The following is a 26,945-nucleotide window of genomic DNA, read 5'->3' on the forward strand; positions in this document are numbered from 1 at the left end:
GCGGCTGGTCGCCGCATGTCGGGGAGGGTGCGTTCGCGCGGCCCGGCTCAGCTGGCAGGCGTCTGGCAGAACTCGGCGCTGAGGATGGCGATGAGGTCGTCCGCCCGCCAGTCGCTGTTGTAGTTGAAGGTGAGCTGGTGGCTGCCGTCCTCGGTGAGGGCGACCAGGGAGAGCCAGCCCACCGTGCCGCCGTCGCGGTACCACAGGGTGGTGCCGCAGCCCAGCGTCAGCTTCTCGATGCCCAGTCCGTAGGACGTGAACGGCATCTCGGGGTTGACGATGGTGGTCTTCAGCTCCTGCATCTGCTGCGCCGGCAGCAGCTGCCCGCGCATCAGGGCGCCGAAGAACCGGTTCAGGTCGTTCGCGCTGGAGATGATGTCGCCGCTGCCCCAGATCTGCGAACCGTTCACCTCGGTGACGTCGTCGATCCGGTTCGGCTGCGTGCGGAAGAAGGGCTTGGAGTAGCCGCGGCCGCTCGGCTGCGGCAGGAAGACGCTGTTGCCGGGGTTGGACGTCGCGTAGAGGCCCAGGGGTTCGATGATGCGCTTGCGCACCTCGGTCTCGTAGGACCGGCCGGCGATCTTCTCCAGGATCAGCGCGGCCAGGACGTCGTTGGTGTTGGAGAACCCGTGGCGGGCACCGGGCTGGAACACCGGCGCGTGCGCGAGGGCCACCTTCAGGCGCTTGTCGTGCGCCATGGTCTCGTACCGGTGCTGGAGGTACCCGTCCAGGACGTACGTGTCGACGTACGCGCTGTCGGAGAAGTAGTCGAACAGGCCGCTGCTGTGGTTGAGGACCTGCCGTACGGTGATCTTGCTGCCGTCGTTGCCGTTGCCCGTCACCACGCCCGGCAGGTGGCGCTCCACCGTGTCGTCGAGGCTGAGCTTGCTCTCCGCCTCCATCTGGAGGAGGACCGTCGCCACGAAGGTGCTGGTGAGGTGGCCGACGCGGAACCGGTCGTTCTTGCCGCGCAGCGCGCCCGTCTGCCGGTTGCCGACGCCCGAGGCGGTCTTCCAGACTCCGTTGGCGTCGCGCGCCTCGGCGGTGATGCCGGGGATGCCGGCCGCGACGGCCGCGTCGATGGCGCTCTTCGTCGCCTGGTGGGAGGTCGGCGGGGCCTCGACCTCCGCGCGGGCGGGGCCCGTCAGGACGGTGGCGGTGATCGCGGCTGCCGCCAGGGCGACCACACCGGTTCTCGACCTCTTGCGTATCGACATTCTTCGCTCCTGGGACTCGTCTGTGCTGGGTTGGTGTCGTCCGTGTGCGGTCCGTGGCGGCGGAGCCGCGATGGTGCTCCCGCGATCCGCGGGGGGCGGAGTGCGGTGGGGCCGTCGGTGGCGGCCCGGTGGTCGTCCCGGCGGGTTCGTCGGCCCGCCGGGGAAGCAGAGGTGCCCGGTTCCGTACGCGTTCTCGGTCGGCGGCGGAACGGGGCTCGGGGTGCCGGCTGCGGGCCGGGGCCGCCGGCTCGTACGTGCTCACCCTGCGGGTGGCACGGGGCGGGCGCGGCGCGGTGGGCGGCCGGTGCGGCGGCGCGTGGCCGGCGCGAGCGCCTCCGGCAGCCCGGGAACACGTGCCCGCGCAGCCCCGGACGTGCCCGCAGCCGCACCCAAGGGGGACTGGGGTGCGACCGCGGGAGTGCAGTGAGGGAAACATACGGGATTGCCCGCCTACAAGGCGTCCCGAGAAGGTCGTTCAATCGCGGCGAATGACGGCTCGGGAAAATACCGCTGTGCCAAGGTAATGAATTCCGGCCGGAATTGAGCATTCCCTCCGGCGGGGCGTACGTGAAGGAATTGGGGCGCGTCGCGCTCCGCGGGCCCGCCGGTCGTGCGCTGTCCCGTCGACGGGACAACCCGGCGGGCCGCCGGGCACTCACGCACCCGGCCGCCGGAGTCCACCGCCGGGGCGGCCGGACGCCCGCGCCGGGCCCACTGACGTGCTCCGTGCAGCCGTTCGAACGGCGCTCCGGCGCCGCTCCAGCCCCTCCCGCGAGAGTTCTCGCCGGTTATGTACACCCTTCTCATGGAGGCATGATGGCGCGTCAGGCCGGTCTAACCTCGGGGCCGCAGGGCGGCCCGGCAACCGCCCTCCCGCAGCCCCCGCCGCGGCAGACCCGCCCGGCGGAGACCGCGCCGCGCCGGGGCCAGGTCCTGACGACCAAGGTGGGCCTGCAGATGCCGAACGGGATGGCCTACGACGAGTGGGAGCGGGCCGGGCGCCAGCTCGCCGACATCCTCGACTCGTCCTGCTGGTGGCTGGGCGACTGGATGCGGTACGGCAAGGACCACTACACCGACCGGTACCAGCGCGGGATCCGCGCCGTCGGCCTCTCCTACCAGACCCTGCGCAACTACGCCTGGGTCTCGCGGCGTTTCGACCTCGGCCGGCGCCGGCCGACCCTCAGCTTCCAGCACCACGCCGAGCTGGCCTCCATGCCCGTCGAGGAGCAGAACCTCTGGCTCGACCGCGCCGAGCAGGGGCAGTGGACCACCAAGCAGCTGCGCAGCGCGATCCGCGCAGGCCGCCAAGGCGGTCGGCAGCCGCTCGCGCCCGCCGACCCACGCCGCGTCCTGGAGGTCCCCGGCAGCCGCTTCCAGCGGTGGCACAAGGCCGCGGAGCAGCTGGGCGTCGACTTCGAGCAGTGGGTGACGACCACCCTGGACAGCGCGGCCGCCAGCGCCCTGGAGGACCTCGACGCACCCGCGGAGGCTCCGGCGGCGGCGCTGCCGGCCGAGGCGCGGGCGGAGGCGGCGGCAGAGGTCCGGCCCGTGGAGTTGCGGCCGGCCGAGGTGCGGCCCGTGGAGCCGCGGCCGGTGGCCATCAGCGCCTGAGTGCCCGGCGCCGAGGCCCCCGACGCGTCACGGCAGCCGGCTCATCAGTCCGGCGGTCTCGCGCTTGTACGTGCACCCGCTGGCCCCGAACGACTCGCGGACCCGCTCGCGCACCTCGCCCGGCTGCTCCTGGCTGAGCTTGAACATGCCCTCGGCCCCGGTCACCTTGAACCGGAAGGCCCCCACGCCGGGGGCGATCTGGCGGAAGTAGTCGAGCGACTCGGTCATGTCCCAGCCGTTGCCGAACGCCCCCTCGAAGGCGCGGACGGTGGACTGCACCACGCCCAGGGTCTCCTCCATCGAGTCGATCTTCTCGACCACGCCCCGGACGTGCACCGAGGTGAAGTTCCAGGTCGGGGCGGCCGGGGTCTTCGCGTACACGGTGGGCGACACGTAGGAGTGCGGGCCGGTGAACGTCAGCAGCAGGACGCCGCCGTCCTGGAGCGCCGACCAGTGCGGGTTCGCCCGGTTCATGTGGCCGAGCAGCGTGACGCCCGGCAGGTCGCCGGACCAGTCGCCGGCCGTCTCGGGGTCGAAGATGACCGGCAGGTGGGTGGCGAAGGGACCGTCCTCGGGACTGCCGTTGGCCACCGCCAGCGCCAATGGATTGCCACGGATCAGGTCCGCCATCCACGAACTGTCGGGTTCGCGGTAAAAGCTGGGCACGAACATGCGGATTCACCCTATCGATAAATTGGCTCACGGCATGGCTCTGGCCCAGAGATTGACGGATCATATCACTCCGGACACTTACGCCATCGGCCGCGCCAAGCGGAGATTTCGAAAATCCGCGCCGACCATATCGTTGTCCTGTCGACAGGACAACGGTTTCGGATATCGAGCACCTTGAGAAGTTCTCTAGTGGTCTTCTACTGCCTTCAAGTTGCCTTGAAACAGTTCCGGACCAAGACTGCAGAACGGTCTCTCGGGCCACCGGCCGAGCTTTCCAGACGCGAGCGGGAGAATTTCCTATGGGCATAACGGGCAGGCGCCACCAAGAGATCTACGACGTGATCGGTATCGGGTTCGGCCCGTCCAACATGTCGCTCGCGATCGCCTTGGAGGAGCACGGGGAGAGCTCGCCGGAGCACCCGGTCACGTCCCACTTCTTCGAGCGGCAGCCCCAGTTCGGCTGGCACCGGAACATGCTGCTGCCTTCCACGACCATGCAGATCTCGTTCCTCAAGGACCTGGCGACCTTCAGGAACCCGCTGTCCCGGTTCGGCTTCATCTCGTACCTGCACGCCCAGAACCGGCTGGTGCAGTTCGTGAACAACCACGACTTCTTCCCGACCCGCCAGGAGTTCCACCAGTACCTGGAGTGGGCGGCCGCCGGCCTCGACGACAAGGTCACCTACGGCAGCGAGGTCACCGCGATCCGGCCCGTCTTCGAGGCGGGCGCCGACACGGCCGACCTCCTGGAGATCGAGCTGCGCGGCAGCGACGGCGCCACCACCGTGGTCACCGCGCGCAACGTGGCGATCTCCACGGGCCTGGTGCCGCGCCTGCCGGACGGCATGGCCGCCGACGAGCGCGTCTGGCACAGCTCGGAGTTCCTGAGCAAGTTCCACCAGCACGACGCGGCCGACCTCAAGAGCGTGGCGGTGGTCGGCGCCGGCCAGAGCGCGGCCGAGATCACCCGGTTCTTCCACGACGCGCTGCCGCACGCCCAGATCTCCGCGGTCTTCCCGTCGTACGGCTACTCCGTGGCGGACGACACCCCGTTCGCCAACCAGGTGTTCGACCCCGCCGCGGTCGACGAGTACTACTACGGCACGGACTCGGCCCAGGACGCGTTCTGGCGGTACCACCGCAACACCAACTACTCGGTGGTCGACGCCGACGTCATCCGGGACCTGTACAAGCGCTCCTACGACGAGCAGGTGCGCGGCACCCAGCGGCTGCACTTCCGCAACCTCACCCGGGTCACCGACGTCAAGCGCGCCGGGGACGAGACGCGGGTGCTCCTGCGCTCGACCCTCGACGAGTCGTCGGAGGAGCTGGCCGTCGACGCGATCGTGTTCGCGACCGGCTACGACGGCGTGGACCCGGCCCACCTGCTCGGCGACTTCGACCGGCACTTCGAGCGCGACGCGGCGAACAAGCACCGGGTGGAGCGCGACTACCGCCTGGTCTCCGCGGCGGAGCTGACCTGCGGCGTCTACGTCCAGGGCGGCACCGAGCACAGCCACGGGCTGTCGTCCGCCCTGCTGTCGAACATCGCGGTGCGCAGCGGCGAGATCGCCGACTCGATCGTGATGCGGCGCACGGAGCGGGAGCTGGACCGCCTCGGCGTCGCGGAGGAGGCGTCCTCGGCCGTCTGAGCCGCGGACGCCCATGGGGTGGGCCCCGGTGCTGCGGCTGCAGCACCGGGGCCCACCCCATGGCAGTTCCGGGTTTCGCCCGGCTACCTCACGCGGCGACGGCCGCGTCCCGCAGGCTCTGCGGCCGCAGGTCGGTCCAGTGCTCCTCCACGTAGGAGAGGCACTTGTCGCGGCTCTCCTCGCCGAACACGATGCGCCAGCCGGCGGGAACCTCGGTGAACGAGGGCCACAGCGAGTGCTGCTGCTCGTCGTTCGCGAGGACGTAGAACCGGCCGTCGGCGTCGTCGAACGGGTTGCTGCTCATCAATCCACTCCAATTCAAGCCGTCCACGATTCACTTTCAAGCGGAAAATGAATCATCATCCATCAGTGGGATGGAGTTGGCGAGACCGCCAGGCCCGATCATGGCACTTTTCGGGAACGCCGTGGAGACCTGCGGCGCCCATTGCCATCGATATCCATCACCCACTGTCCCGCCGACGGGACATGTCCCGACGACGGGACGAAATCGGGTATGAGAATGAGTCGCCATTTGCAAGCGAGCCGCCGGAAACCGACTTCCGTCGGCCCGCGTCCGCGCGCGATGATTGCGGCACAAGCACGGCCCGGGCCGAGAGGTGTTCACCTTCCCAAGAGCCCGCATCGGAGCCAAGTGCTTTCGTGCCGCACTCGAGCGCACCTCCAACGGCCACCGGACCCCGGCCGGTCGCCGGGGTCCGCCACAGAAGGAGTCGTGCCCATGAGCACCCATGTCCAGGAGCCGGCGCCCGGCCGCAGCGATCCGCCCGACGGTCTCGTCCGGCTGCGGTTCGCCGACGCGCTCGCGCTCGAACGGGCCGCCGCCGCCTTCGCCGCCGGGCCGGCCCCGGGCCTCGGAGAGGCCCTGGGCGATCCCGCGACGCTCACCCTGCGGATCCCCGGCAGCGCCGGCGTCGAGACCCTGCGGGCCGTGCTCGCGGTCCTCGACGCGGCGGCGGTCACCCCGGAGTCGCTCACCGTGCACACGCACGAACTCGACGACGTCTTCGCCGCGTTGGCCGGCCTGCCGTGAGCGGCGGCCCGCCGTGAGCGCCGGGCGCCGGGCCCGGTTCAGCCCGTACGGTCGGCGCCGCCCGCGCCGGCCGAGGGGGCTTCGGGTTTCGTGTAGAGGACCTCGCGGGCCTGCTCCGCGGCCCGGATGATGCTCTCGGAGACGAAGTCGAGGAAGCGCGCGATGTTCTCCAGGCGGGCGGCGGCCGGGGTGTCGGGCCCGAGGACGCCGACGCCCTGCCGTGCGGTGTCGACCAGCAGGGCGTTGGACCGGGCGCTGGCCATCATCGACTGGTACCAGACGTCGTTGTCGACGACGTAGCGCTCGCGGCGGCGTTCGTCGCGCTCCCGGCGGATCAGGCCCTGGCTGTCGAGGAACGCGACCGCCTTGGAGATGGACGCCGGGCTGACCTGGAGGCGCTCCACCAGTTCGGACGCGGTGAGGCTGCCGCTGTCGGTGATGGAGATGGCGGCCAGCACCCGGGCCATCATCTTGGGCACGCCCGACTGCATGAGGACGGTCGTGAACGTCTCCTCGTACTCGCGCACCGCCTCCGGATCGCGGCCGTGGGCCTCCACGGCCGCGGCCGTCCGGCGGGGCGTCTGGGGGCGCCGGTGGGCGCGGCGTTCGGTGGCGCGGTGGGCCAGTTCGGCGCGGTAGCCGGTGGGGCCGCCGTTGCGCGTCACCTCGCGCGTGATCGTCGAGGTGGGGCGTTCGAGACGCCTGGCGATCTCCGCGTAGGCGAGCCCGTCGGCCAGCCCCAGCGCGATCTGCTGGCGTTCCTGCTGGGTGAGTCTGCCTCCCGGCATCGCGATCTCCTTCGTGGTCGGCGGCGATGCCTCCAGTATAGCGTTCACCTCCAACCCATTGCAACGAACATAGCGCAGGTTGTTGCATTAGATCCAAGACCATTGCAACGATTTCTCGCCCCCTACCTGCAATGATGCCGATCGGACGCAACGAGTGTGTTGCCAGATCCATGAATGCAACGTAGCGTTTCCATCATCAGAAACACGGCGGGCCAGGAAGCGGGCCGCTACCCGAGAAGGAGAGCACCATGCACAAGTTCGAGACCGCCGCCCCCGTCTCCGCCGTCCTCGACATCCCCGCGGGCCGCATCCGGTTCATCGCCGCCGACCGCGACACCACCACCGTCGAGGTCCTGCCCGCCAACGCCTCCAAGAGCCGCGACGTGAAGGCCGCCGGGGAGGTCGCGGTCGAATACGGCGACGGCGTCCTGCGGATCACCGCCGCACCGGCCGCGAACCGGATCCTGGGCAGCTCCGGAGCCGTCGAGGTGACCGTCCAGCTGCCCGTCGGCTCCCGCGTCGAGGGCAAGGCCGCCGCCGCCGAACTCCGGGGCGTCGGGCGGCTCGGCGACGTCGCCTTCGAAGGCGCCAACGACTCCGTCAAGATCGACGAGGCGGCGAGCCTGCGCCTGGCCGTCCTCGCCGGCGACGTCCAGATCGGCCGCCTGAACGGCCCCGCCGAGATCGGCGTCCAGAAGGGCGACATCACCATCTCCGAGGCCGTGACCGGCACGGTCAGCCTGAGCACCCAGGCCGGCTCGATCACCGTCGGCACCGGCCGCGGGGTCTCCGCCACCCTCGACGCCCACACCGCCTACGGCCGCATCCACAACTCGCTCAACAACAGCGAGGGCGCCGCCGCCGGCCTGAACATCCACGCCACCACCTCGTACGGCGACATCACCGCCCGCGGCCTCTAAAGGAGCACGGACATGACCAACCTGGCCATCGCAGCGAACGGGCTGCGCAAGTCCTACGGGGACAAGGTCGTCCTCGACGGCGTCGACCTGAACGTACCCGCGGGAACGATCTTCTCCCTGCTCGGCCCGAACGGCGCCGGCAAGACCACCGCCGTCAAGATCCTCTCCACCCTGATCGGCGCCGACGCCGGGACGATCCACGTCGGCGGCCACGACCTCGCCGCCGACCCGAACGCAGTCCGCGCCTCGATCGGCGTCACCGGCCAGTTCTCCGCCGTCGACGGCCTGATCACCGGCGAGGAGAACATGCTCCTCATGGCCGACCTGCACCACCTGTCCAAGGCCGAAGGCCGGCGGGTCACCGCCGAACTGCTGGAGCGCTTCGACCTGGTCGAGGCCTCGAAGAAGCCCGCCGCCAGCTACTCGGGCGGCATGAAGCGCCGCCTCGACATCGCCATGACGCTGGTCGGCAACCCGCGGATCATCTTCCTCGACGAGCCGACCACCGGCCTCGACCCGCGCTCCCGCCACAACATGTGGGGCATCATCCGCGAACTGGTCACCGGCGGCGTCACCGTCTTCCTCACCACCCAGTACCTGGAGGAGGCCGACGAGCTCGCCGACTGCATCGCCGTCCTCAACAACGGCAAGATCGCCGCCCAGGGCACCGCCGAGGAACTCAAGCGCCTCATCCCCGGCGGCCACGTCCGGCTCCGCTTCTCCGACCCGGCCGCCTACCAGGCCGCCGCCGCCGCGCTGGGCGACGTCGCCCGCGACGACGAGGCACTGGCGCTCCAGATCCCCAGCGACGGCAGCCAGCGCGACCTGCGCACCATCCTCGACCGGCTGGACGCCGCCGGCGTCGAGGCCGACGAGCTCACCGTGCACACCCCCGACCTCGACGACGTGTTCTTCGCCCTCACCGGCGCCACCGTGCCCAGCCAGACCGGCCAGACCAACGAGGCCAAGGAGGCCGTCCGATGAGTTCCCTCTCCCTCGCCCTGCGCGACTCCTCCACCATGCTGCGCCGCAACCTGCTGCACGCCCGGCGCTACCCCTCCCTCACGCTGAACCTGCTGATGACCCCGGTCATGCTGCTGCTGCTCTTCGTCTACATCTTCGGCGGCGCGATCAGCGGCGGCATCGGCGGCGGCGGCCGCGACGAGTACATCGCCTTCGTCGTCCCCGGCGTCCTGCTGATGACCATCGGCAGCACCGTCATCGGGGCAGCCGTGTCCGTCGCCACCGACATGTCCGAGGGCATCATCGCCCGCTTCCGCACGATGGCGATCCACCGCAGCTCCGTGCTCATCGGGCACGTCGTCGGCAGCGTCCTGCAGTCGATCGCCAGCGTGGTCCTCGTCGGCCTGGTCGGCGTGGCCATCGGCTTCCGCTCCACCGACGCCTCCGTCCTGGAGTGGATCGCGGCCTTCGGCGTCATCGCGCTCTACGCCCTGGCCCTCACCTGGATCGCGGTCGGCATGGGCATGGTCAGCCCGAACGCCGAGGCCGCCAGCAACAGCGCCATGCCGCTGATCCTCCTGCCGCTCATCTCCAGCGCGTTCACCCCCATCGAGACGATGCCCGGCTGGTTCCAGCCGATCGCCGAGTACCAGCCCTTCACCCCCGCCATCGAGACCGTGCGCGGCCTGCTCCTGGGCACCGAGATCGGCCACAACGGCTGGCTCGCCCTCGCCTGGTCCCTCGCCCTGACCGTCCTCGGCTACCGCTGGGCCACGGCGTCCTTCAAGCGCGACCCGAAGTAACCGGACATGAGCGCGGGCCACTCCCCACCGCTCCCCTTCCGCCCCAGGGCGGCGCACTCCGACACCACCTCGGAGTACGCCGCCCCGTCGGCGTTTCCGGGCCCGCAGGCCGATTCGAGTCGGCCTCCAGCGCGGTCGGTGAGGGTCTAAACGGGCTCGGAGACCGCTCAGGCCCACGTGGCGCGGTTCGTGGGAGGTGGCGATGGACGACAGGCGGGCCGTACGGCTGCACTGCTTCGCACATGCAGGGGCAGGAGTGTCCTCGTTCTACCGGTGGGACACGCGCGCCGGGACCGGGGTGAAGACCACCCCCTGGCTGCTGCCCGGACGCGACGAGCGGCGCCGTGAGATCCGGGTGACCGGACGCGACGAGCTCCTGGGCGACCTCAAGCCCCTGTTCGAGCAGATCGCCGAGGAACCCGACACCCCCTACGTGCTCTACGGCCACAGCCTCGGCGCGACCATCGCCCTCACGGTCGCCCAGACCGCGCTGGAGCACGGACTGCCGCTGCCGGCGCTGCTGGCCGTCGGCGCCAGCCAGCCGCCGGACGCCCCGGCCGTCTTCGCCGACTCCGCCGAACTGCCCGAATCCGAACTGCTGCGCGTCCTGGACCGATTCGACGCGCTGCCGCCCGGCGTGCGGCCCGGAGACGTGTGGTTCCGGTCGGTCTTCCCCGTGCTCCGCGCCGATCTTCGGCTCGCCCGCAACCTGCGGGCCGCCGCCGCCGCGCACCCCGTCCCCGTACCGGTACCGCTGCTCGCGGTCGGCGGCCGCGAGGACCCCCTCGTCGACGCCGCGGCCCTCGCGGGCTGGAGCCGCTGGACCACCGGGCCGTACGTCCAGCGGACCGTGCCCGGCGACCACTTCTTCGTCCGGGGCGGCGAACTGCCCCGGATCCTCGGCCGAGCCGCCCGCATCGTGCTGCGCGGCCACCGCGACCAGACAGAACAGGGAGAAGGGCGATGAGACGAGTCGTCATCACGGGCATCGGGGTCGTGGCCCCGGGCCGCCCGGGCACCAAGGAATTCTGGTCGCTGCTGACCGACGGCCGCACGGCCACCCGTCCCATCACCCTCTTCGACGCCACCGGCTTCCGCTCCCGGATCGCCGCCGAGGCCGACTTCGACCCGCAGGAGTCCGGGCTCACCGCCGAGCAGGCCGAGCGCCTGGACCGGGCCGCCCAGTTCGCCGTCGTCAGCGCCCGCGAAGCGCTCGCGGACAGCGGCCTGACCGGCTCGTACGATCCCACCCGCACCGGGGTCACCCTCGGCAGCGCGCTCGGCTGCACCACCGGACTCGACGCCGAGTACGGGGTCGTCAGCGAGCAGGGCTCCCTCGCCCTCGTCGACCACACCAAGGCCGTGCCCCACCTGTACGACTACTTCGTCCCCAGCTCGATGGCGGCCGAGGTGGCCCGTACCGTCGGCGCCCAGGGGCCCGTGGCGCTGGTGTCCACCGGCTGCACCTCCGGCCTCGACGCGATCGGGCACGCCGTCGAGCTGGTCCGGGAGGGCAGCGCCGACGTCATGGTCACCGGCGCCGCCGAAGCGCCCATCACGGCGATCACCGTCGCCTGCTTCGACTCCATCCGCGCCACCTCCACCCGCAACGACGACCCGGCGACCGCCTCCCGGCCCTTCGACCGCACCCGCAACGGGTTCGTCCTGGGCGAGGGATCGGCCGTCCTCGTCATCGAGGAGTACGAGCACGCCCGCAGCCGCGGCGCGCACGTCTACGCCGAGATCTCCGGCTTCGCCTCCCGCAGCAACGCCTTCCACATGACCGGACTGCGGCCCGACGGAGCCGAGATGGCCGCCGCCATCACCGCGGCCCTCGACGAGGCCCGGCTGCTGCCCGAGCACATCGACTACGTCAACGCGCACGGCTCGGGCACCAAGCAGAACGACAAGCACGAGACCGAGGCCTTCAAGCTCAGCCTGGGACAGCGGGCCCACGAGATCCCCGTCAGCTCCATCAAGTCGATGGTCGGGCACTCGCTCGGCGCGATCGGGGCCCTCGAAGTCGCCGCCTGCGCCCTCGCCATCGAGCACGACACCGTCCCGCCGACGGCAAACCTGCACGAGCCCGACCCGGCCTGCGACCTCGACTACACCCCGCTGACCGCCCGCCGCCAGCGCACCGACGCCGTCCTGACCGTCGGCAGCGGCTTCGGCGGATTCCAGAGCGCCATGATCCTCAACAGCCCGAGCCTGAAGGCGGACCGATGAACACCGCAGTCGCCGCCCCGGCCCGCGCGGCCGCTCCCGCCCCGGCCCGCGACGGGGGATCCCGTACCGCGGCCCCCGTCATCACCGGCATCGGAGTCGCCGCCCCCAACGGGCTGGGCACCGAGGCCTGGTGGTCCGCCGTCCTGCGCGGCGAGTCCGGCATCCGGCCGGTCAGCCGCTTCGACGCGAGCGGCTACCCGGCGAAGCTGGCCGGCGAGGTGCCCGGATTCGTCGACGCCGACCACGTCTCCAGCCGTCTGATGCCGCAGACCGACCGCGTCACCCGGCTCTCGCTCGCCGCGGCCAAGGAGGCGCTCGACGACGCCGGCGCCGACCCCGCGCAGCTGCCCGACTACGCCGCGGGCGTGGTCACCGCGAACTCCTTCGGCGGCTTCGAGTTCGGCCAGCAGGAGCTCCAGGCGCTGTGGAGCAAGGGCGGCCAGTACGTCTCGGCCTACCAGTCCTTCGCCTGGTTCTACGCCGTCAACAGCGGCCAGATCTCCATCCGGCACGGCCTGCGCGGAGCCTCCGGAGTGGTCGTCTCCGAGCAGGCCGGCGGCCTCGACGCCATCGCCCACGCACGCCGCCAGCTGCGCAAGGGCGCCCAGCTCGTCGTCACCGGCGGCGTCGACTCCGCGCTGTGCTCCTGGGGCTGGGCCGCGTACCTGGCCGGCGGCGCCCTCACCGACGTGGCGGACCCGGCCCGCGCCTACCTGCCCTTCGACGAGCACGCGAGCGGCCACGTCGCGGGCGAGGGCGGCGCGCTCCTCGTCCTCGAAGGCGCCGAGGAGGCCCGCAGGCGCGGCGCCCGCGTCTACGGCAGCATCGCCGGACACGCCGCCACCTTCGACTCCGACGGGACCTCCCGGCTGCGGGCGGCCGCCGAGCTCGCCCTCGCCGACGCGGGCGTCCACCCCGACGAAGTCGACGTCGTCTTCGCCGACGCGGCGGGCGAACGCAACGCCGACCGCGCCGAAGCCGAGGCGATCACCGCGCTGTTCGGCCCCCGCGGGGTGCCCGTCACCGCCCCCAAGTCGATGACCGGGCGGCTCGCCGCCGGCGGCGCCGCCCTCGACGTGGCCGCCGCCCTGCTGACCCTGCGCGACCAGCTGATCCCGCCGACCACCGGCACCGAGCTGCCGGCCGACGACTGCCCGCTGGACCTGGTCACCGGAGCGCCCAGCCCCGCCCTGGGGGTGCCGCTGCGCACCGCGCTCGTCCTGGCCCGCGGCCACGGCGGCTTCAACTCCGCCGTCGTCGTCCGCGCCCCGGACGCCTGACGGACTCCGGACGCCCGACCGGCCCCGGACGCCCGGGACCGGCCCGGCCCGGCCCCACCGCTTTTTCACCTCACCCATCCCCACACGCCGACGCAGAACCGAGGGAGACCATGGACCGTCTGGAACTTGACGAACTGAAGCGCATCCTGATCGAGTGCGCGGGCGAGGACGAGGGCGTCGAACTCGACGGCGACGCCCTCGACCTGAACTGGTTCGAGCTGGGCTACGACTCGCTCGCCATCCTGCAGACCACCGGGTACATCGAGCGCGAGTACGACGTCCTGCTCGACGAGGAGGCCCTCGACGACGCGGACACCCCCCGGCGCTTCCTCGCCATGGTCAACGAGGTGCTGGCAGCCGGGGCCACGGTCTGAGCCGGTGGGCGAGGAGCTCGACACCGACGTCTGCGTCATCGGCGCCGGCCCCGCCGGGCTCGCGCTGACGCTCATGCTGCTGCGCTCCGGCATCCGGGTGACGCTGGTCGAGCGTTCCACCGGGTTCCGCCGCGACTTCCACGGCGAGCTCCTGCAGCCCGGCGGGCAGCGCGTCCTCGACGAACTCGGCGTCCTCGCCGCGGCCGCGGCCCGCGGGGCGGCGAGCCTGCGGGGCCTGCAGGTGCTGGAGCGCGGGCAGGTGCTGCTCGACGTCGACTACGGGCGGCTGCCCGCCCCGTACGACCACCTGCTCGCCCTCCCGCAGCCGCACGTGCTGCGGGAACTGCTGGCCGCCTGCCACCGGCTGCCCGGCTTCACGCCGCTCGAAGGGCACCGCATCGCCGCGCTCCTGGAGCGGCGTCCGGGCAGTCCCTGCACGGGGGCGGTGGTGCACGGCCCCGGCCGGGTGCCCGTCACCGTGCGGGCGGCGGTGGTCGTCGGCGCCGACGGCCGCTCCTCCAAGACCCGCGCCCTCGCGGGCATCGACGCGGGACGCGGCACGTCCGCCGTCCGCGAGGTGGTGTGGTTCTCGCTGCACGCGCCGCGCCGGGCCACCGGCCTGGTCCGGGTGCACCGCGGGCCGGCCGGCGCCGTCCTGGTCCACGACACCCACCCCGACCGGGTCCGGGTCGCCTGGACCCCGCCGCCCGGCCGGACCCGGGCCGCCGGACGCGGCATCGAGGGCATCCGCCGCGAACTGGCCGCGGTCCTGCCGCAGTTCGCCGACCTGATGGACGCGCAGCTCACCTCCATGGCCGACCTGACCGTGCTCGACGTGTTCGCCTCGCACGCCCGGGAATGGGTGCGCGACGGACTCGTGCTGCTCGGCGACAGCGCGCACACGCACGGGCCGCTCGGCGCCCAGGGCATCGACCTGGCCCTCCACGACGCCGCCGCGCTGCACCCCGTACTCGTGGCCGCGGTGCACGCGGACGACCCCACCGCCGCGCGGTTCGCGGCGTACCAGGAGCGGCGGGCGCCGGCGGCGGCCGCCGTGCACCGGATGCAGGCGGCGCAGACCCGGGCGGTGCTCGGCGGGGGCCCGCCGGCCGCCGCGCTGCTGCGGGCCCGCGCGGCGGGACTGCTGACCCGCACCCCGATCGGCGCGCGGATCACCCGGCGGATCGCGCACGGCCCCGACCCGGCCGCGGTCCGCACCGACCTGTTCACCGTCCTGCCCGCCCACGTGGGCTGGGGCCGCTGACCCGCCTTTCCCGGCCTTCCGGATCGGGCCGGGCCGCCGCGAGCCGATGTCCGGCTACGAGCGGCCCGCCCGGCCTTACGCGAGGTCGTCGCGGGTGACCAGGCGGCGGGCGACCTGCCAGCCGCCGGACGCGTGGACCACCACGTCCTCCATCACGCAGACCCGGAACACCTTCGACGCGCCGCCGCGCGGCGTCAGGTACACCAGCGCGTAGCTGCGGGTGTGCAGCGAGCCGTCCGCCTGGGGCTGCACGTCGAGCATGCCCAGCCAGTGCCGGTGCTGCTCGCCCGCGGCGGCCTGCGCCTCCCGGTTGCGCCGGACGCTGGCGGCCAGGGCCGTCCGGCCGACCAACGGCGCCGGCAGCGTCGGCACGTCGAAGACGGCGTCCTCGGTGAAGGTCAGCGCCCACCGCTCGGCCTCGAAGGAGTCGAAGAGCTGCATCTGGCGGGAGTAGAACTGCTGGACCTCCGCGTACAGCAGGCCGAACTCCTGTCCCTGGTGCGGTCGGGGGGATGCTGCGGTGGCGATCGTCGCGGTCATCGCGGGACTCCGTTCGTTCGGTTCCCCACAGCTTCTGCGGTGCAGATCGAGCACTCTTCGAGGACTCCTCAAGCGCCTCTTCCCAGGCTGAGGGTCCGCCGCAGCCGCGGTCGACCTTCGGGAGCCTGGAGGACAGCACCATGCCGAGATTCGCATACCCCGAACTCCCGCTGGACGGCCTGCTGCGCCAGGCGGCGGTCCGCGACCCCTCGGGCCTGGCCATCCGGACCGCGACCGGCGGCGGCGCGCGGACCGAGGTGACCTTCGCGGAACTGGACGGCCAGGCCGACCGCATCGCCTCCTACCTGGAGCACACGTGCGGCCGCAGCGGCACGCGGATCGGCGTCGCCAACGTCCTCGACCCCGTCTTCGCCGCCGCCTACTACGGCACCGTGCGCAGCGGGAACACGATCGTGCTGGTCAACCCCCTGATCAAGGAGGCGGGCCTGTTCCACGTGCTGCGGACGGCCGCCGTGGAAGTGGTGTTCGTGCCGACGGCCACGGCCGAGCTGCTGATCAAACTGGGCGACCGGCTGCCGGACCTGCGCTGCGTCGTGGTGACGGACGCGCCCGACGGGATCGTCCCCGGCGACGCCGTGCCGCTGGCCGCCGCCCTCGAATGGGCGCCGGAGCGGATGGACCTGCCCGGGCCCGTCGACCTCGACGGCGACGCGTGCATCCAGTTCACCACCGGCTCCACGGGCCGCCCCAAGGGCGTCCGGCTCACCCACCGCAACCTGGTGGCGAACGCCGCCCAGACCGCCGCCGCCCACGAGCTCGGCAGCGACTCGGTCACCGTCAACCACCTGCCGCTGTACCACACCATGCACCTCAACTCGGGGATCTTCGCGGGCGCCTGCCAGGTGCTGTGCACCGACCCCGACCCGGTCGCCTCCCTCGCCGTCGCGGCGCAGGCGGACGCCACCCACTACTACGGGCTGCCCGCCCGCCTGCACGCCCTGTCCCGGGACGCGCGGCTCACCGGCGACTTCCCGGCCGGGCGGCGCCTGTCCGCGGTGCTCTCCGGCGGCACCGCCCTGTCCCCCACCGCCGCCCGCGCCCTGCGCGAGCGCCTGGGCGTGCCCGTGATCCAGGGCTACGGGCTGGCCGAACTCTCGCCGCTCTCCCACTGCCAGGGCCGGCACCTGCCCAAGTCCGGCTCCGTGGGCCCCGCCGTACCGGGCACCGAATGGCGCATCGTCCGCACCGGCACCGGCACCCGCACCCCGCTCGACGTGTACGCCACCGGCGAGGTGCAGGTCCGCGGGCCGCAGGTGATGGCCGGCTACCTCGACGACAGCGCGCCCTCTCCGATCGACGCGGACGGCTGGTTCTCCACCGGAGACGTCGGCTACCGCAACGAGGACGGCGAACTGTTCCTGGTGGACCGCCTCGACGACGTCTTCAAGTACGACAACGAACTCGTCTCGCCGACCGCCGTGGAGCGGGTCATCGGAGCCGACCCGCGCGTCGCCGAGTGCATCGTGGCGGGCTGGCCCGACCCGGTGCACGGCGAGGTCGTCTGGACGGGCATCGTGCTGCGCGAGCCGACCGCCCCCGGCCTCCTCGACGTCATCGACTCCGTGGTGGAGCGCGCCAACGGAAACCTGAACTGGTTCGAGCAGATCCGCCGCGTCGAGGTGATCGACGCCGTGCCGCGCAACCACGTCGGCAAGCCCGACCGGCGCTCGCTGCGCCGCACCCTGCACGGCCGGGCCGAGGCGGAGGAGGGCGCGGTGTGACCCCGCCCCGCCCGCACGGCCCGCCCATCTCATCCCGTACGACCCAAGGAGCGACCACTGTGGCGACGAACGCCGACACATCCCCCGCGGCCGGGGCCCCCCGGGTGCTCGTGGTGGGGGCGGGCCCGGTGGGCCTGACCGCCGCCCACGAACTGGCCCGCCGAGGACTGCGCGTGCGCGTCGTGGACGGCGCCGCGGGCCCGGCGCCCACCAGCCGCGCGGTGGCCGTCCACCCGCGCACCCTGGAGACGTTCGACCAGATGGGCGTCGTCGACGGGGTCCTCGCCCGGGGCCGCAAGAACCGGGCGTTCACGATGTTCGCGCGCGGCCGCCGCCTGGTGCGGCTGGAGGCGGACTACCGCTCGATGCCGACCCGCTTCCCGTACACGGTGATCATCGGGCAGACGGAGACGGAGCAGGTGCTCCGCGAGGCCCTGGCCCGGCTCGGCGTCACCGTCGAATGGGGCGTGCGGCTGACCTCCCTGGAGCAGGACCGGGACACGGTCCGCGCCCGTCTCGAACACGCCAGCGGCTCCGCGGAGGAGTACGAGGTGCCGTGGCTGGTCGGCTGCGACGGCGGCCACAGCACGGTGCGCAAGCAGCTCGGTTTGCCGCTGCTCGGCGAGTCCAGCGAGACCTGGGCGCTGGCCGACGCGGCCGTCTCCCTCGACCTGCCGCCGGACACCATCTACTGGGCGCACACCGGCAGCCAGGCCATGATGATGGTCCCGTACCGGCAGGAGGGGTACTGGCGGCTGCTCGACACCGCCCCCGCCGTCCGGCCGGAGACTCCGGCCGACGCCGCGCGGCGCTTCTCCGAGAAGCTCAGCGCCGGGCTCGGCCGCCCGGTGGAGGTCGGCGAACCCGACTGGACCTCCACCTTCACCTTCCAGCAGCGCATGGTGCCGCGCATGCACGAAGGCCGCTGCTTCGTGGCGGGCGACGCCGCACACGTGCACAGCCCCGCCTCCGGTCAGGGCATGAACACCGGTGTCCAGGAGGCCTACAACCTCGGGTGGAAGCTCGCCATGGCCGCGCTCGGGCAGGCCGGTCCGGAGCTGCTCGCCACGTACGGGCAGGAGCGCGTCCCCATCGGCAAGAAGCTGCTGGGCTCGGTCCGCAAGGCGACCTTCCTGGTCCAGTTCAAGAACACGATGGCCGGGGTGGGCCTGCCGATCGCCTTCACCTTCGTCCGCAACATCGGGCCGCTGCGCCGGGCCATCCAGCGCAAGGTGCTCGGCGGCATGTCCGGGCTGCTGCTGTCGTACGACGAGAGCCCGCTGACCACGGCCGACCCGCTGATGGCGGTGCCGGCGGGCTCGCGCGCCGCCGCGGCGGCCGCCCGGCACCCCGAGGATCCCGCCTCCGAGGCGCTGCGCGCGGAACTGCGCGACACCCGCTGGTCGCTGGTGTGGGCGGCGGGCGGGCCGGCCGAGGCCGGCCGGGTCGCGGCGGCCGCCGCGGCCGTGCACGGCACCTGGCTGTCGGTGCGCACCGTGCACGACGGGCCCGACGGCACGTGCGGCGGGCCGCGGCCGCTGGCCGACGCCGACGGGCTGCTGCGCAAGGCGCTGGGTCTGGGCGCGGGCGGCTGGGTGCTGGTCCGGCCCGACGGGTACCTCGCCGCGGGCGGCGCGGAGCTGACCCGCGCCGGGCTCGCGCGGGCGCTGGCGCCGCTGGGCGCGGCCGCCGTACTGCCGGACGTGCTCCGGGACGCGGCCCGGGCCGCCCGGGTGCCGGCGCCGGCGGCGACCGGGGCCCCGCACACCCCGCACGCTCCGGCGGTCGCCCCGGTGGCCGTTCTCGACCGGCCTTCCAGCGCATCTCCAGAACTCCGCGACACGGTGGAGACCTCAGCACGGGTTCTGGAGGGCCAACGATGACAACAGCGTCAACACCGTCCGCAGCGCAGCCGGCGGCGGCCGGGAAGCCGGTCGCCCTGGTCACCGGCGGCACCAGCGGCATCGGCCTGGCGGTCGTGCGCGACCTGGGCCGGCGCGGGTACCGGGTGTTCCTGTGCGCGCGGACCGCCCAGGCCGTCAAGGAGACCGTCGAGGAACTGCGCGCCGAGGGCCTGGAGGTCGACGGCATCGCCGCCGACGTCCGCTCCCGCGAGGCGGTCACGGAGCTGGTGGCCGCCGCGGTGGCCGCGTTCGGCCCGATCTCGGTCCTGGTCAACAACGCCGGCCGCAGCGGCGGCGGTCCGACCGCCGACATCAGCGACGAGCTCTGGTACGACATCATCGACACCAACCTGAACAGCGTCTTCCTGCTGACGCGCGAGGCGCTCAAGCACGGCGGCCTGGCCGGGGCCCCGAACGGCCGCATCATCAACATCGCCTCCACGGCGGGCAAGCAGGGCGTCCTGCTGGCCGCCCCGTACTCGGCGTCCAAGCACGCCGTCGTCGGCTTCACCAAGGCCCTCGGCAAGGAGCTGGCGCCCACCGGCGTCACCGTCAACGCGGTGTGCCCGGGCTACGTGGAGACGCCGATGGCGCAGCGCGTGCGGGCCGGCTACGCGGCGGCCTGGAACACCACGACCGAGGACATCCAGGAGCAGTTCGAGGCGAAGATCCCGCTGGGGCGCTACGCGACGCCGGAGGAGGTGGCGGCCATGGTCGGCTACCTGACCACGGACCTCGCGGCCTCGGTGACCGCGCAGGCGCTGAACGTCTGCGGCGGACTGGGGAACTTCTGATGGCCGCCGAGCGGGTGCACCGTACCGTGCACGAGACCGAGGTGGCCGCCCCCGCGGGCGTGGTCTACGGCATGCTCGCCGACGCCGTGCAGTGGCCGCTGTACTTCCCGCCGAACGTGCACGTGGAGCGCCTGTCGTTCGACGGCACGCAGGAACGGCTGCGGATGTGGGCGACGGCGAACGGCCAGGTCAAGTCCTGGACTTCGCGCCGGGTCCTCGACGCGTCCGCGCGGCGCATCGAGTTCCGGCAGGAGGTCCCCGCGGCCCCGCTGTCGATGATGACCGGGACCTGGATCGTCGAGCCGCTGGGCGGCGACCGTTCGAAGCTGACGCTGCTGCACGACTTCTCCGTCGCCGGCGACCGCCCGGAGGACGTCGAGTGGGTCGAGCGCGCCACCGACACCAACAGCCGGGCGGAGCTGGGCAACCTGGCGAGGCTGGGCGAGAGCTGGGGCCGGCTCGACGAACTCGTGATGTCCTTCGAGGACCGCGTCGACGTGGACGCCCCGCCGGAGCTGGTCTACGCGTTCCTGGAGCGGGCCGACCAGTGGCCGGAGCTGCTGCCGCACGTCTCGCGGCTGGAGCTCACCGAGCCCGAGGAGCTGCCCGGCGTCCAGGTGATGGCCATGGACACGCTCACCGCCGACGGCTCCGCGCACACCACCGAATCGGTGCGGGTGTGCTTCCCGGCGGCCGGCCGCATCGTCTACAAGCAGACCCGCACCCCGGCGCTGATGTCGGCGCACACCGGCGTGTGGACGGTCACCGGCGGCGCGTACGGCTCGACGGTCACCTCGCGGCACAGCGTCGTGCTGCGCGAGGAGGCCGTCACCCGGGTGCTGGGCCCCGAGGCCGACCTCACGACGGCCCGCCGGTACGTCCGCGAGGCGCTGGGCCGCAACAGCACCGCGACCATGACGTACGCCAAGCAGCACGCGGAGTCGGCGCTCGCGCGCTGAGACTCCAGGCCGTCTCGAGCGGGACTCGGGCGGTCGCGGACAGGATCTGGACCAAGGGTGAGGGAGGGGTGTGACGATGTCTGTGCAGCAAGTCCACCGGACGTCGTACGGCGTGGAGGTGAACGCGCCCGCAGGCGTGCTCTACGGACTGATCGCGGACACGACGCAGTGGCCGCTGTTCCTCTCGCCGAGCGTCCACGTCGAGCGGCTCGACTTCGACGGCCACCAGGACCGGTTCCACATGTGGGTCACCGCGAACGGGACCGTCAGGTCGTGGCTCTCGCGCCGCACGCTGGACGCGGCGGGGCTGCGGATCGACTTCCGCCAGGAGGTCCCCGCCGAGCCCGTCGTCACGATGGGCGGCAGCTGGATCGTGGAGCCGCGGGGCACCGGCCGCTCGCAGCTGACGCTGCTCCACGACTTCGCTGTCGACGGCGACCGGCGCGCGGACGTCGACTGGACCCGCCGGGCCACCGACGCCAACAGCCGGGCCGAGCTGGCGCAGCTGAAGGAGGTCGCGGAGAACTGGACCCGGCTCGACGGCCGGCTGCTGTCCTTCGAGGACTCCGTGCGCATCAACGGCCCGGCCGACCTCGTCTACCAGTTCCTGTACGGGGTCGCCGACTGGCCCGAGCGCGTCCCGCACGTGTCGCGGGCCGCCGTCACCGAGAACGAGCCGGGCGTGCAGCTGCTCAGCATGGACACGGTGACCTCCGACGGAGCGGTGCACACGACGGAGTCGGTGCGGGTGTGCTTCCCGCACGCGGGCCGCATCGTCTACAAGCAGACCGCGACCCCGGCCCTGATGACCGCGCACACCGGCGAGTGGTCCCTGATCCCCGACGAGACGGGCGTCACCGCGATCTCGCAGCACAGCGTGCTGCTGCGCGAGGAGGCCGTCGAGCCGGTCCTGGGTCCCGGCGCCGACCTCGCCCGCGCCAGGACGTACGTCCGCGAGGCCCTCGGCCGCAACAGCACCGCCACCCTCCACCTCGCCAAGCAGTACGCGGAAACGGCCGTCCGGATGCTGTAGCCGGACGGGCCCGGCCTGTCGCAACGGTCTGCGGAGGCCTCTCGTACGGGGTCCGCGGGCGGGCGCTGCCGTAGCCGGTCCGCGGCTCCTGCTCGTACGCGGTCCACGAGCCGCTCCCGTGCGAGAGCCACTCCCGTCCACGGTCCGCGGGCGGGCGCTGCCGTAACCGGTCCGCGGCTCCTGCTCGTACGCGCTCCGCGAGGACGGCGGCGGCCTCGGCGCCGGCCGGCTCCAGCGGCGCTCCGGCGGGGTGTCAGCGGCGCGTCAGCGAAACGTGGGCGGCCCGCTCATACTCGACCCCTTTGAAGTGTGACGCCGCCCGGTGGAACGCGGACACGAGGAGGAGTGGATGAGCGTCGCCCTGACCGTGGTCATCGCGCCCGGCTCCGTCCCGGCGCTGGATCTGCGCGGTCCCCTCGATCAGGACGCCCTCGCGGCGGCCCTCGCCGCGCTGCCCCCGGGCACGCCCACGCTGCGCCGCCACACGGCGACGCACCACACCCTCCACCTGCCCCTGCCGCACTCCCAGGCCGGCACGGTGGCGGACCTGCTGACCACACCCGGGGCGCTGTCGCGGCCCGTTTCCGCGGACCCGCGCGAGCGGCGGTCCGCATCCGCGTCGTCGGCGTCGACGTCCGCGTCCGCGTCGACGTCGACGTCGTCCGAGTCGGCGTCGTCGGCATGGTCCGCGTCGTCCGCAGGGGAGAGCGCGGGCGGGCCGGCCGGACCGCCCGTGGCCGCGCTGCCCGCGAGCGCCCGCCAGCGCGAGGTGCTGCTCGACGTCCTGACCGGCCGGCCCGGCGCCGGCCTGCACGTGGAACAGCTGCACTGGCGCTGGTACGGGCCGCTGGACACCGAGCGGTTCCACGCCGCCTGGCAGGCCGTCTTCGCACAGGAGCCGGTGCTGCGGGCCGCGTTCACCGACCTCGCCCGCCCGGACGGCTCCGGCACGGGTACAGGCTCCGGTACCGGTACCCGTACGGGCTCCGGCACGGGCAGGGGCACCCGTACGAGCACGGGCACGGGCACGGGTACGGGCACCGGCCCGCGGGTCACCGTGCACCGGCAGGCCGCGCCGCAGCTGGTCCGGCACCGGCACGGCTCCGTCGACTGGCACTCCCTGCTGGTGAGCGAGCGGCTGCGTCCCTTCGACCTGCACCGGCCCGGGCTGCTGCGCATCGCGCTCCTCGACGAACAGTCGGGGGCCGCCGGACCGACCCGGATCGCCCTGACGTACCACCACGCCATGCTCGACGGCTGGAGCGTGCGGCTGCTGCTGCGCGCCTTCTACCGGGCCTACCTGGCCGAGGGGCGCACCATCGGCGGCGAGCGCCGCCCCGACGTGCGCGACCACCTGCGCTGGCTGGCCGGCCAGGACCTCGCCCCGCCGCGCGCGTTCTGGTCGGCGGCCGCGCCCCCGGCCGGCTCCCGCACCCTGCCCGGCCCGAGTGCGGCCGCCGCCCTGCTGCCCGCCGGCGGCGGCGCCCGCTGGGGCCACGGGCTCGCCCGCCAGCGGCTGACCCCGCACGAGGCCGCCCGGCTGCGGCACTGGGCCGCCGGGCTCGGTGCCACCGAGAGCACGGCCCTGCACGCGGCCTGGGCGCTGCTGCTGTACCGGGCGGGCGGACCGGGCCCGGCGCCCGCGCCCGTCGCGTTCGGCATGGCCGTCACCGGCCGCGGCATCCCCATGGAGGGCGCCGCGGGCATCCCGGCCCCCCTGCGCAACACGCTTCCCGTGCACGTCGACGTGGACCCCGGGGCGCCGGTGGAGCGGCTGCTGGCCGATCTGCGCGACCGGGCGCTGGGCGCGGCGGCGTACGAATGGGTCTCGGCGGGCCAGGTCCGCCAGTGGAGCGGCCGGGCCGCCCTCGACGACCTCACGGACTCGCTCGTCTCCTTCGAGGCACCGCAGGCCCCGCCGCCCGCGCCGGACGGCCGGGACCCGCTGTGGAGCGAACTCGACGCCGAGGGCATCCGGGTGGACGCGCCGCAGGCCGTGGGCCCGCACACGCCCCAGCCGATCACCATCAGCGCGCACCACGACGCGGAGGGCGCGCTGTTGCTGACCGCGGTCAACGACCGGGCCCGGATCACGGACCCCGAGGCGGCGGCGGCCCTCGCCCGCACCGCCCGCCTGCTCCGCGACTTCCCGGTCCTCGTCGACGCCACGACCACCGTCGCAGAGGTCCTCCACACCGTGCCGGGCCTGCCGGCGCCCGGGGCGACGACGCCCGGACCGGCGAACTCCGGCGCGACGACGCCTGGACCCGCGAACTCCGGGGCGACGACGCCCGGACCCGCGAACTCCGGCGCGACGACGCCCGGACCGGCAGGGTCCGGACCGGCGGGCTCGGGACCGGCGGGCTTCGCCGCGGACGCGGGCGCGGCCGACGGCGGGCTGCGCGTGCTGCGGCCGGCCGCGCGGGCCGATGCCGGCACGATCCTGCTCGTCCCGCCGCCGGCTGCGCCCGAGGCGTGTTACGACGCCCTCGTGAAGGCGTATCCGGGGCCGGAGGCGCTCACCACGGTCGCGGACCCGGCCGATCCGGCGGCCTGCCTGGCCGCGGTACGGCCCGCGCTCGCGGCCGGCGAACCGCTGCTGCTCGGCTGCTTCTCCGGGGGCGGGAGCGTCGCCTACGAGGTGGCGCAGCGCATCGCCGCGCACGGCTGGCTGGCGCCGTTGGTGGCGATCGCGGGTACGGCGGACGGCAGTTCCGCCTCGGCTCGCGACCTCGCCCGTACGCTGTCGGCCGCCGCCGCCCAAGCCGCCTGACCCCGCCCCCGACCCGGCGCCACCTTCAGCCCAGCCCGCTGACCGTGACGCGACCTCCACCCTCACCGGATGCCCCGGGGCAACTCCAGCCTCGCCGACGCCCGAGGGGCAACCCCGTGCCTCGGCGGCAACTCCCAGCCTCGCCGGCGTTTGAGGCGCGGGTCCGGGCGGAGCCCGGTGCCCGGCGCCAGCCGGGTTGTCTTGGGGCTCCGCCCCAAACCCCGCGCCTCAAACGCCGGCGAGGCTGGTTATGGCTGAGGTTCGCCTCAAGCGCCCGCGAAGCTGGAAGACGCCGCCAAGGCCGGACGTTGCACCCCAGGGCGCCGCAAGGCCGGACGTTGCACCCCAGGGCGCCGGCGAGGCTGGGGGATGCACCCCAGGGCATCAGCAAGGCGGGGGCTCGCCCCCAGGCATCGACCGGGCGGGGGTCGCAGCGCAGCGGGTCGGCGCCTCCGGCGGTTCACGTGTGGGGCTGGACAAGGGCTCAAGCGGGTTTCGAGCGATTTCCGTGAGGGTGGACATCACGACAACCGGACGGACCAGCCCCGGACCACCAGCAACGGCGAGTCCCGCGACGAAGGAGCTGATCCCGTGACCACGCTCACCACCGAGATCCACGCGGACTCCGCCACGGGGCACACCGAGGCCACCGATCCGCTGCGCCGCGCGGCCCGCCTCGAAGCGCGGCTCGGCGACCCCTACGACCCCGCCAACCCGCACGGCCTGGGCGCCCTGTTCGACGCCGACGAGCGGCGCCGGCCGCCGGAGGCCACCGAGGAGCTGCTCACCGAGCTGGGGCTCGGCGCCGAGTTCGTGCCCGCCGAGTTCGGCGGCCGCCTCACCCGCGCCGACCACCTCGCCAAGGTGCTGCGCCCGGTTTTCCGCCGGGACCTCGCCCTCGGCTTCGGCTTCGGCATCACCTCGCTGTTCGCGACCTCCGCGGTGTGGGCGGCCGGCACTCCGGCCCAGCGCAGGTTCACCGCGGACATGCTGCTCGGCGGCGGCCGCGCCTCGATCGTGCACCACGAGATGGCGCACGCGAACGACATCCTGCGCGACGAGTTCACCGCCGGCGCCGCTCCGGGCGGCGGCTACGAGCTCAACGGCCGCAAGGACGTCATCATCAACGCCGCCCGCGCCCAGGCGTACGTCGTCTATGCGCGCACCGACCAGGCCCGTACCCCGTACAGCCACTCCGTGCTGCTCGTGGACCCGGCCGAAGTCAAGGGCGGCATCACCCACCTGCCCCGGGTCCCCACCACCGGCATGCGCGGCAACCTGTTCTCCGGCCTGGAGTTCACCGACCTCGCCGTCCCCGCCGACGCGCTCGTCGGCCGCCCCGGCGAAGGGGTGGCCCTGGCGCTGCGGACGTACCAGGTCAACCGCTGCGTCATCGCCTCGGTGGCGGTCGCCGCCGTGGACACCGTCCTGCACTCCGCCGTACGGGCCGCCACCTCCGGGCGCAGCCGTCCGCTGGCCCGCCGCTGGCACAAACCGCTCGCCGGGGTGTTCGCCGACATGCTCGCCTGCGACAGCATGGCCACGGTCTCGCTGCGCGCCCTGAGCCTGCTGCCCGACCGCACCCACGTGCTGGCCGCCGCCGTCAAGTACGTGGTGCCCGACCTGCTCCGGGAGAACCTCGAAGAACTCGCCACCGTCCTCGGCTCCCGCGGCTACCAGCGCGGCATGCCCGAGTACGGCGCCCTCGACAAGCTCTCCCGCGACCTGCCCGTGGCCGGTCTCGGGCACGCGGGCACCGCCTCCTGCCAGGCCGTGATCGTCCCCCAGCTGCGCGCCCTCGCCGAACGGGCGTGGTTCCGCGAACAGGAGCCGCCGGCCGAGCTGTTCCGCACCGGGGCCGCGCTGCCCGCCCTCGACTACCGGCTGCTCGGCATCGCCGACGGCGGCGACTTCCTCGCCGCGTCGCTCGTCGAGTCCGCCGCGCGGCTCGCCGAGGTGCGCGGGGTGGGCGGCCAGCTGACCTTCCTCGCGGACCTCGCCGAGGGCTTCGTCACCGAACTGCGCGCCCTGCGCGAGCGCTGCCGGGCCATCCCCGCCCACGGCACCGCCGCCACCCTGGCCGACCCCGCCCTGTGCGTGCTCAGCGACCGCTACGCCCTGGTCCTGGCGGCCGCCGCGGTCCTCGGCACCTGGGAGGGCCAGGACGGCAGCGACCCCTTCCTCGCCGCCCCCGCCTGGGCGGTGCTGGCCCTCTCCCGGATCGGCGGCCGGCTCGGCATCCCGGTGCCGGACCTCCCCGACGGCTGCACGGAGCAGGTCCTCGAAGAGCTGATGCGCCGCTACCGCGCGGGCCGCAGCTGCGACCTCGACGCGACGGAAATCGCGCAGTGACCCGGCCGCCGCGCGCCGGCG

Annotated in this window: 23 protein-coding genes; 18 read left to right on the top strand and 5 right to left on the bottom strand. The window is 73.4% G+C overall.

The window, feature by feature from the left end:
* Positions 1-47: 47 nt before the first annotated feature.
* Positions 48-1,217, bottom strand: a complete 1,170-nt coding sequence (locus OG764_RS39910; RefSeq protein WP_328973737.1) for a serine hydrolase domain-containing protein — start codon at positions 1,215-1,217, stop codon at positions 48-50.
* Between the two features lie 813 nt (positions 1,218-2,030).
* On the opposite strand from OG764_RS39910, the gene OG764_RS39915 reads away from it, so the two are divergent.
* On the top strand, positions 2,031-2,831 hold the full coding sequence (locus OG764_RS39915; RefSeq protein WP_328973738.1) for an LmbU family transcriptional regulator: 801 nt from the start codon (positions 2,031-2,033) through the stop codon (positions 2,829-2,831).
* Positions 2,832-2,858: 27 nt separating this feature from the next.
* Here the strand turns inward: OG764_RS39915 and OG764_RS39920 are convergent, their stop codons facing one another.
* Positions 2,859-3,503: an FMN-binding negative transcriptional regulator gene (locus OG764_RS39920; RefSeq protein WP_328973739.1), complete on the bottom strand. Its 645-nt coding sequence runs from the start codon at positions 3,501-3,503 to the stop codon at positions 2,859-2,861.
* Positions 3,504-3,802: 299 nt separating this feature from the next.
* Here OG764_RS39920 and OG764_RS39925 point away from each other — a divergent pair, with 299 nt between their 5' ends.
* Positions 3,803-5,155: a lysine N(6)-hydroxylase/L-ornithine N(5)-oxygenase family protein gene (locus OG764_RS39925; protein ID WP_328973740.1), complete on the top strand. Its 1,353-nt coding sequence runs from the start codon at positions 3,803-3,805 to the stop codon at positions 5,153-5,155.
* Positions 5,156-5,243: 88 nt separating this feature from the next.
* Here the strand turns inward: OG764_RS39925 and OG764_RS39930 are convergent, their stop codons facing one another.
* Positions 5,244-5,459 carry an MbtH family protein gene (locus OG764_RS39930; protein ID WP_328973741.1) on the bottom strand — a complete coding sequence of 72 codons (216 nt, stop codon included), beginning with the start codon at positions 5,457-5,459 and terminating at the stop codon, positions 5,244-5,246.
* 435 nt (positions 5,460-5,894) lie between these two features.
* Between OG764_RS39930 and OG764_RS39935 the strand changes: the two genes are divergently transcribed.
* Positions 5,895-6,206 carry a hypothetical protein gene (locus OG764_RS39935; protein WP_328973742.1) on the top strand — a complete coding sequence of 104 codons (312 nt, stop codon included), beginning with the start codon at positions 5,895-5,897 and terminating at the stop codon, positions 6,204-6,206.
* A gap of 38 nt (positions 6,207-6,244) precedes the next feature.
* On the opposite strand, the gene OG764_RS39940 is transcribed toward OG764_RS39935, so the two are convergent.
* On the bottom strand, positions 6,245-6,994 hold the full coding sequence (locus OG764_RS39940) for a GbsR/MarR family transcriptional regulator (RefSeq protein ID WP_328973743.1): 750 nt from the start codon (positions 6,992-6,994) through the stop codon (positions 6,245-6,247).
* A 248-nt stretch (positions 6,995-7,242) separates the two neighbouring features.
* Between OG764_RS39940 and OG764_RS39945 the strand changes: the two genes are divergently transcribed.
* From OG764_RS39945 to OG764_RS39980, 8 genes are all read left to right on the top strand, one after another.
* Positions 7,243-7,914, top strand: a complete 672-nt coding sequence (locus OG764_RS39945) for a DUF4097 family beta strand repeat-containing protein (protein ID WP_328973744.1) — start codon at positions 7,243-7,245, stop codon at positions 7,912-7,914.
* A 12-nt stretch (positions 7,915-7,926) separates the two neighbouring features.
* Positions 7,927-8,898, top strand: a complete 972-nt coding sequence (locus OG764_RS39950; protein ID WP_328973745.1) for an ATP-binding cassette domain-containing protein — start codon at positions 7,927-7,929, stop codon at positions 8,896-8,898.
* On the top strand, positions 8,895-9,680 hold the full coding sequence (locus OG764_RS39955) for an ABC transporter permease (protein ID WP_328973746.1): 786 nt from the start codon (positions 8,895-8,897) through the stop codon (positions 9,678-9,680). The genes OG764_RS39950 and OG764_RS39955 overlap by 4 nt, the downstream gene beginning before the upstream one ends.
* Before the next feature lie 202 nt (positions 9,681-9,882).
* A complete protein-coding gene (locus OG764_RS39960) occupies positions 9,883-10,647 on the top strand; it encodes a thioesterase II family protein (protein WP_328973747.1) in 765 nt (254 codons plus the stop codon).
* Positions 10,644-11,909: a beta-ketoacyl-[acyl-carrier-protein] synthase family protein gene (locus tag OG764_RS39965; RefSeq protein ID WP_328973748.1), complete on the top strand. Its 1,266-nt coding sequence runs from the start codon at positions 10,644-10,646 to the stop codon at positions 11,907-11,909. Before OG764_RS39960 ends, OG764_RS39965 begins: the two co-directional genes overlap by 4 nt.
* The gene (locus tag OG764_RS39970; RefSeq protein WP_328973749.1) at positions 11,906-13,189 is read left to right on the top strand and encodes a ketosynthase chain-length factor; all 1,284 of its coding nucleotides are present in this window, start codon (positions 11,906-11,908) and stop codon (positions 13,187-13,189) included. Before OG764_RS39965 ends, OG764_RS39970 begins: the two co-directional genes overlap by 4 nt.
* A 110-nt stretch (positions 13,190-13,299) precedes the next feature.
* Positions 13,300-13,563, top strand: coding sequence for an acyl carrier protein (locus tag OG764_RS39975; protein WP_328973750.1), 264 nt, complete (start codon positions 13,300-13,302; stop codon positions 13,561-13,563).
* A 4-nt stretch (positions 13,564-13,567) separates the two neighbouring features.
* A complete protein-coding gene (locus OG764_RS39980) occupies positions 13,568-14,827 on the top strand; it encodes an FAD-dependent monooxygenase (protein ID WP_328973751.1) in 1,260 nt (419 codons plus the stop codon).
* A 75-nt stretch (positions 14,828-14,902) separates the two neighbouring features.
* On the opposite strand, the gene OG764_RS39985 is transcribed toward OG764_RS39980, so the two are convergent.
* Positions 14,903-15,367 (bottom strand): nuclear transport factor 2 family protein, encoded by a 465-nt coding sequence (locus tag OG764_RS39985; protein ID WP_328973752.1) that lies wholly within the window; start codon positions 15,365-15,367, stop codon positions 14,903-14,905.
* A gap of 140 nt (positions 15,368-15,507) precedes the next feature.
* Between OG764_RS39985 and OG764_RS39990 the strand changes: the two genes are divergently transcribed.
* From OG764_RS39990 to OG764_RS40020, 7 genes are all read left to right on the top strand, one after another.
* Entirely contained in the window at positions 15,508-17,109 is a 1,602-nt protein-coding gene (locus OG764_RS39990; protein ID WP_328973753.1) for a class I adenylate-forming enzyme family protein, read from the top strand.
* Between the two features lie 59 nt (positions 17,110-17,168).
* Positions 17,169-18,992: an FAD-dependent oxidoreductase gene (locus OG764_RS39995; protein WP_328973754.1), complete on the top strand. Its 1,824-nt coding sequence runs from the start codon at positions 17,169-17,171 to the stop codon at positions 18,990-18,992.
* Complete coding sequence (locus OG764_RS40000) at positions 18,989-19,807, top strand: SDR family NAD(P)-dependent oxidoreductase (RefSeq protein WP_328973755.1); 819 nt, start codon at positions 18,989-18,991, stop codon at positions 19,805-19,807. Before OG764_RS39995 ends, OG764_RS40000 begins: the two co-directional genes overlap by 4 nt.
* Positions 19,807-20,766, top strand: coding sequence for an aromatase/cyclase (locus OG764_RS40005; protein WP_328973756.1), 960 nt, complete (start codon positions 19,807-19,809; stop codon positions 20,764-20,766). Before OG764_RS40000 ends, OG764_RS40005 begins: the two co-directional genes overlap by 1 nt.
* A 76-nt stretch (positions 20,767-20,842) precedes the next feature.
* Positions 20,843-21,799, top strand: a complete 957-nt coding sequence (locus OG764_RS40010; protein ID WP_328973757.1) for an aromatase/cyclase — start codon at positions 20,843-20,845, stop codon at positions 21,797-21,799.
* 349 nt (positions 21,800-22,148) lie between these two features.
* Positions 22,149-24,572, top strand: a complete 2,424-nt coding sequence (locus OG764_RS40015; RefSeq protein ID WP_328973758.1) for a condensation domain-containing protein — start codon at positions 22,149-22,151, stop codon at positions 24,570-24,572.
* 591 nt (positions 24,573-25,163) lie between these two features.
* Positions 25,164-26,924, top strand: a complete 1,761-nt coding sequence (locus OG764_RS40020) for an acyl-CoA dehydrogenase family protein (protein ID WP_328973759.1) — start codon at positions 25,164-25,166, stop codon at positions 26,922-26,924.
* The last annotated feature ends 21 nt before the right edge of the window (positions 26,925-26,945 follow it).

This window comes from Streptomyces sp. NBC_00239 (assembly GCF_036194065.1).
In the GTDB taxonomy this organism is placed as follows: Bacteria; Actinomycetota; Actinomycetes; order Streptomycetales; family Streptomycetaceae; genus Streptomyces.